General features: G+C 67.8%; 4 protein-coding genes. 3 read left to right on the plus strand and 1 reads right to left on the minus strand.

The window, feature by feature from the left end; genetic code table 11:
• Positions 1–43 precede the first annotated feature (43 nt).
• Positions 44–2,368 (minus strand): Tex family protein, encoded by a 2,325-nt coding sequence (locus tag J8I35_RS21930; protein ID WP_124637690.1) that lies wholly within the window; start codon positions 2,366–2,368, stop codon positions 44–46.
• 155 nt (positions 2,369–2,523) lie between these two features.
• Between J8I35_RS21930 and J8I35_RS21935 the strand changes: the two genes are divergently transcribed.
• The 3 genes from J8I35_RS21935 (at position 2,524) to J8I35_RS21945 (ending at position 5,858) form a co-directional block, all read left to right on the plus strand.
• The gene (locus J8I35_RS21935; RefSeq protein WP_124637689.1) at positions 2,524–3,261 is read left to right on the plus strand and encodes a hypothetical protein; all 738 of its coding nucleotides are present in this window, start codon (positions 2,524–2,526) and stop codon (positions 3,259–3,261) included.
• 76 nt (positions 3,262–3,337) lie between these two features.
• Positions 3,338–3,553: a YdcH family protein gene (locus J8I35_RS21940; RefSeq protein ID WP_006478692.1), complete on the plus strand. Its 216-nt coding sequence runs from the start codon at positions 3,338–3,340 to the stop codon at positions 3,551–3,553.
• Positions 3,554–3,608: 55 nt separating this feature from the next.
• Positions 3,609–5,858 (plus strand): ATP-dependent DNA helicase, encoded by a 2,250-nt coding sequence (locus tag J8I35_RS21945; RefSeq protein ID WP_089488487.1) that lies wholly within the window; start codon positions 3,609–3,611, stop codon positions 5,856–5,858.
• Positions 5,859–6,013 lie beyond the last annotated feature (155 nt).

Below are 6,013 nucleotides of genomic sequence, written 5' to 3' on the forward strand. Positions count from 1 at the left end.
CCGCCTTTCGGCGGGTTTTTTATTGCTTCGACGCTTCGCGTGCTCAGCGCTTCAGCTTCGCGAATGCAGCGGCCATCGCGCCGGCCGGTTCCGGCTCGCGCGAACGCTGCGGGCGGGCGGCGCCGCGGCCCGCGTTGCCGCGATCCTGGCCGCCGCGCGACGTCATGCCGGGCGCTGCCGCGTCGTCGTCGAGGCGCATCGTCAGCGCAATGCGCTGGCGCTTCACGTCGACGTCGATCACCTTCACCTTGACGACCTGGCCGGCCTTCACGACTTCGTGCGGGTCCTTGACGAACTTCGTCGACATCGCGGACACGTGGACGAGGCCGTCCTGGTGCACGCCGATATCCACGAACGCGCCGAACGCGGCGACGTTCGTCACGACGCCTTCGAGCGTCATGCCCGGCACGAGATCCGATACCTTCTCGACGCCTTCGCGGAACGTGGCCGTCTTGAATTCCGGGCGCGGATCGCGGCCCGGCTTCTCCAGTTCGGCCAGGATGTCGCGCACGGTCGGCAGGCCGAAACGTTCGTCAACAAATTCCGTCGGGGACAGGCCCGACAGCGCTTCGCGGTTGCCGAGCACGTCGTCGATGCGCTTGTTGATCTTCGCGAGCATCCGTTCGACGACCGGATACGCTTCCGGGTGCACCGACGAGCGGTCGAGCGGATTCTCGCCGCCGTTGATGCGCAGGAAGCCGGCGGCCTGCTCGAAGGTCTTGTCGCCGAGGCGCGGCACCTTGCGCAGATGCTCGCGCGACGGGAACGGGCCGTTCGCATCGCGGTAGTCGACGATGTTGCGCGCGAGCGTCGCGTTCAGGCCCGACACGCGGGCGAGCAGCGGGGCCGACGCGGTGTTCGCGTCGACGCCGACCGCGTTCACGCAATCCTCGACGACCGCGTCGAGCGAGCGGGCGAGTTCGCGCTGGTTCACGTCGTGCTGGTACTGGCCGACGCCGATCGCCTTCGGTTCGATCTTCACGAGCTCGGCGAGCGGGTCCTGCAGGCGGCGGGCGATCGACACCGCGCCGCGCAGCGACACGTCGAGGTCCGGGAATTCCTTCGCGGCGAGCTCGGACGCCGAGTAGACCGACGCGCCGGCTTCTGACACGACGATCTTCTGCAGCCGCAGCTCCGGGTGTTTCGCGATCAGTTCGCTCGCGAGCTTGTCGGTTTCGCGCGATGCGGTGCCGTTGCCGATGCTGATCAGTTCGGCCTGCGTCTGCGCGGCGATGCGCGCGAGTTTCGCGATCGAGCCGTCCCAGTCGCGGCGCGGCTCGTGCGGGTAGATCGTATCGGTCGCGAGCACCTTCCCGGTGCGGTCGACGACCGCGACCTTCACGCCCGTGCGCAGGCCCGGGTCGAGGCCGATCACGGCCTTCGGGCCGGCCGGCGCGGCCAGCAGCAGGTCGTTCAGGTTGCGTGCGAACACGCGGATCGCTTCGGTTTCGGCCGTCTCGCGCAGCTGCGTGAGCAGTTCGTTTTCGATATGCGGCTGCACCTTCACGCGCCAGCACCAGCGGCAGACGTCGGACAGCCATTTGTCGGCCGGACGGTTCTGGTTCGCGATGCCGAAATGGCGCGCGATCATCGCCTCGCCCGGATGCGGCACCTGCGCGTCGAGTTCCTCGCCGAGGCCGAGCTTGATCGTCAGCACGCCCGCGTTGCGGCCGCGGAACAGCGCGAGCGCGCGGTGCGACGGCACGGTCTTGATCGTTTCCGCGTAGTCGTAATAGTCGCGGAATTTCTCGCCTTCCTCGTTTTCCTTGCCCTCGACGACGGCCGACGACACGACGCCCTGGCTGTGCAGGTAGTCGCGCAGCTTGCCGAGCAGCTCCGCCGTCTCGCCGAACTGCTCGGACAGGATGTCGCGCGCGCCGTCGAGCGCGGCCTTCACGTCGGCGACGCCCTTGTCGGCGTCGACATACGCGGCCGCCTCGGCCTGCGGGTCGAGCAGCGGGTTCGCGAGCAGCGCGTGCGCGAGCGGCTCGAGGCCGGCCTCGCGGGCGATCTGTGCACGCGTGCGGCGCTTCGGCTTGTACGGCAGATAAAGGTCCTCGAGCACCTGCTTGCTGTCGGCCGCGTCGATCGCGGCGCGCAGTTCGTCGGTCAGCTTGCCCTGTTCGTCGATGCTCGACAGGATCGCGGCGCGGCGATCCTCGAGTTCGCGCAGGTACAGGAGGCGTTCCTCGAGGTTGCGCAGCTGCGTGTCGTCCAGGTTGCCGGTCACTTCCTTGCGGTACCGGGCAATGAACGGAACGGTCGAGCCTTCGTCGAGGAGTTGCACGGCCGCCGCGACCTGGCGCGGCTGGACGGACAGTTCGGTGGCGATGCGCTGTACGATCTTGAGTGCTACGGTTTCCGTCATGTCGTGGATGGTCTGTCTGCCTGCTGAAATCGCGGCGCGGGCCGGCAGGCCCGAAGCGGCGGGCTGCCCGGCGGGCCAGAGGCCGCGGGTGAATGAAGCGGGGCATTTTGCCATAAATGGCGGAGCGTCCAGCCGGGGGTGATAGAATTTGACACATGTCCCGCAGCTTTCCTACGACGTTGCCAACTTCCCGTATTTCTCTCGTCGCGCTCGGCGCAGCGCTCGCCGCGGCTTTGTCTGCCGGGCCTTCCGGCGCATTCGCGCAGGCCTCGGACGCCGCCGCGTCCGCGTCCGTTGCCGCCTCCGCCGCCCCGGATTTCGACGCCCGTCAAAAAGTGCTCAATCAACGCTCCGCGGAAAACGATTATCGTTATGCGGTGGCGGAGCACGATTGCTACAACAAATTCTTCGTCAATCACTGTCTGGGCAAGGCGCGTGACCAGATGCGCGAGGAGCGCGCGAGCATCCGCCAGGAGCAGCTCGCGCTCAACGACGAGCAGCGCGCGGTGCGGGCGCAGCAGCGCGACCAGCAGCAGGCGCTGAAGCAGGCCCAGAACGCGGCGGAAGCGCCGCAGCGGGCGGCGAACGACGCGGCCAACGCGGCTGCATTCCGCGACAAGCAGGAGCAGAATGCACTGAAGCAGGCGCAGCGCGGCGCGGAAGGGCCGCAACGCGCGGCGAGCAAGCAGGCGTACGACCAGAAGCAGGCGGATTTCCAGCGCAAGCTCGACCAGGCGCACCAGCAGGCCGCGCAGAAGGCGCAGGAGCGGGCGGACAACGCCACGCGTTACGAGCAGAAGCAGAAGGAAGCCGCGCAGCACAAGGCCGATGTCGAGCGGCGTCAGCAGGAAGCGGCCCAGAAGGCCAAGCAGCAGCAACAGCAGGGGCAGTAACGTGTTGAATTGATCGGGATCAGTCTCGGGCGCGTCGGCACGCCAGTCGTCGCGCTGCTTCGATGAGGAGGCAAGTATGCAAAACCGTCACACGGAACAGCAGCAGGAATTGCACAACCGTTTGGCTGCATTGCAGGAGCAGCACCAGCAGCTCGCTCGGGAGATCGAGCTGAAGGAAGGACACTCCGACATCGACGACATCACGCTGCACCGGCTGAAGAAGGAAAAGCTGGCGGCCAAGGACAAAATCATTTTGCTGCAATCGCAGCTCGAACCGGATAAGCGCGCCTGAGCGCGGCCTGGCAAGCGCCGGCGCCGCCCGGGCGCTGGACACAGGAACGCTTGCCTTGAATTCACCGCTTGAAGCCACCCCCGATGCCCGGCGTGACACGACGTCCGCCGGGCGCGCTCGTGCGCCCGAAGGCACCTTCGAGCTGAGCCGCAAACGCGTCGACGAACTCGACACGATCTTTGGCGTTGGCGGGTTGCTGGCGCGCGCGCTCGACGGCTATCGGCCGCGTACGTCGCAGATCGAGATGGCGCGCGCGGTCGCGTCCGCGATGGAAGCGTCGGCGCGCCGGATGCCCGAACCCGAGATCTTCGAAACCCGCAAGCGGCCGGCGCGCCGCCTGGGCGACGCCGACAAGCCGGGCGGGCCGGCCGCGGAGGATGCCGCGGCAACCGAATCCGACAGCGACGCCGGCGACAACACGCTGATCGTCGAGGCCGGCACGGGTACCGGCAAGACCTATGCGTATCTGGTGCCCGCGATGCTGTGGGGCGGCAAGGTGATCGTGTCGACCGGCACGAAGCACCTGCAGGACCAGCTGTTCCAGCGCGATATCCCCACCGTGCGCAACGCGCTCGCGGTGCCGGTGACGGTCGCGATGCTCAAGGGCCGCGCCAACTACCTGTGTCACTACTACCTGCAGCGCACGGCCGACAACGGCCGGCTGCCGTCGCGGCAGGACACCGCTTATCTGCAGGAAATCGTCCGCTTCGCGAAAATCACGAAGAGCGGCGACAAGGCCGAGCTCGCGAGCGTGCCGGAAAACGCGCCCGTGTGGTCGATGGTCACGTCGACGCGCGACAACTGCCTTGGCCAGGAATGCCCGCACTACAAGGAATGCTTCGTGATGCAGGCGCGGCGCGAGGCCCAGCAGGCCGACGTCGTCGTCGTCAACCATCACCTGTTCTTCGCGGACATCATGCTGCGCGACACGGGGATGGCCGAACTGCTGCCGAACGCGAACACGATCATCTTCGACGAAGCGCACCAGTTGCCGGAGACGGCGACGCTGTTCTTCGGCGAGACGCTGTCGACGACGCAGATCCTCGAGCTCGCGCGCGACACGGTGGCCGAAGGCCTGAGCCATGCGCGCGACGCGGTCGAGTGGGTGAAGCTCGGCGGCGATCTCGAGCGCGCGGCGCGCGACTTGCGCCTCGCGTTCGCGAACGACCAGATCGTTCGCATGTCACTCGCGCAGCTCGGCGACGATCACCCGATGTTCGGCGCGCTCGACGCGCTCGACGCTGCGCTCGATGCGCTCGCATCGGCGCTCGCGGGCCAGGCCGAGCGCGCGGAATCGCTCGGTGCGTGCCTGCGGCGCGCGCGCGAGCTGCAGGACCTGCTGGCCGGCTGGGTCGCGCCCGGCGCGACGGAAGCAGCCGCGCAGGCCGATGCGGCGGCAGCCGGCGACAAGGCGGCTGCCGAGGGCGATCCGAACGAGAAGGTGCGCTGGGTCGAGGTGTTCGCGCATACCGTGCAGCTGCACGAAACGCCGCTGTCGGTCGCGCCGATTTTCGCGAAGCAGCGGGCGGGCGTGCCGCGCGCATGGGTGTTTACGTCGGCCACGTTGTCGGTGCGCGGCGATTTCACGCACTACGCGGCGCAGATGGGCCTCAGTTCGCGTCGTTCGATGACGCTCGCCAGCCCGTTCGATTACCAGTCGCAGGGGCTGCTGTATGTGCCGCGCAACCTGCCGCAGCCGTCGTCGCCGGCGTTTACCGATGCCGTCTTCGATGCCGCGCTGCCGGCGATCGAGGCATCCGGCGGCGGCGTGTTCATGCTGTGCACGACACTGCGCGCGGTCGACCGGATCGCGTCGAAGCTGCGCGACGTGATCGAATCGCGCGGCTGGAACACGCCGCTGCTCGTGCAGGGCGACGCCAGCCGCACCGAGCTGCTCGACCGCTTTCGCGCGTACGGCAATGCGATCCTGGTCGGCAGTCAGAGTTTCTGGGAAGGCGTCGACGTGCGCGGCGATGCGTTGTCGCTGGTCGTGATCGACAAGCTGCCGTTCGCGCCGCCGGACGATCCGGTGCTGGCCGCGCGGCTCGATGCATTGACGAAGAAGGGGCTGAGCCCGTTCGCCGTGCACCAGTTGCCGCAGGCCGTGATCACGCTGAAGCAGGGCGCGGGCCGGCTGATTCGTGCGGAGACGGATCGCGGCGTGCTGATGATCTGCGACACGCGGCTCGTCGACAAGCCTTACGGGCGCCGGATCTGGCAAAGCCTGCCGCCGTTCAAGCGCACGCGCGAGATCGCTGTCGTGCAGGATTTCTTCGACGAGCGCCGCTCCGACAAGGGCGCGTGACCGCACGCGCGGCGCATGCCGCGTGAACGCCCCGACGCCGCCCAAATGCGGCGCCAATAAAAAACCCGGCTCGATGGCTAATGCCGTTCAGTTAAGGTTCTTTCTGAGGAACCGGACAGCATAACGAGCAGGACGGGACTTGACGGCCCGATCGC

The organism is Burkholderia sp. CpTa8-5 (genome assembly GCF_017815045.1).
Lineage (GTDB): Bacteria > Pseudomonadota > Gammaproteobacteria > Burkholderiales > Burkholderiaceae > Burkholderia > Burkholderia sola.

Coding starts and splice junctions, on each gene's coding strand:
- J8I35_RS21930 (WP_124637690.1), bottom strand. CDS start 2,368: ATGACGGAAACCGTAGCACTCAAGATCGTACAGCGCATCGCCACCGAA.
- J8I35_RS21935 (WP_124637689.1), top strand. CDS start 2,524: ATGTCCCGCAGCTTTCCTACGACGTTGCCAACTTCCCGTATTTCTCTC.
- J8I35_RS21940 (WP_006478692.1), top strand. CDS start 3,338: ATGCAAAACCGTCACACGGAACAGCAGCAGGAATTGCACAACCGTTTG.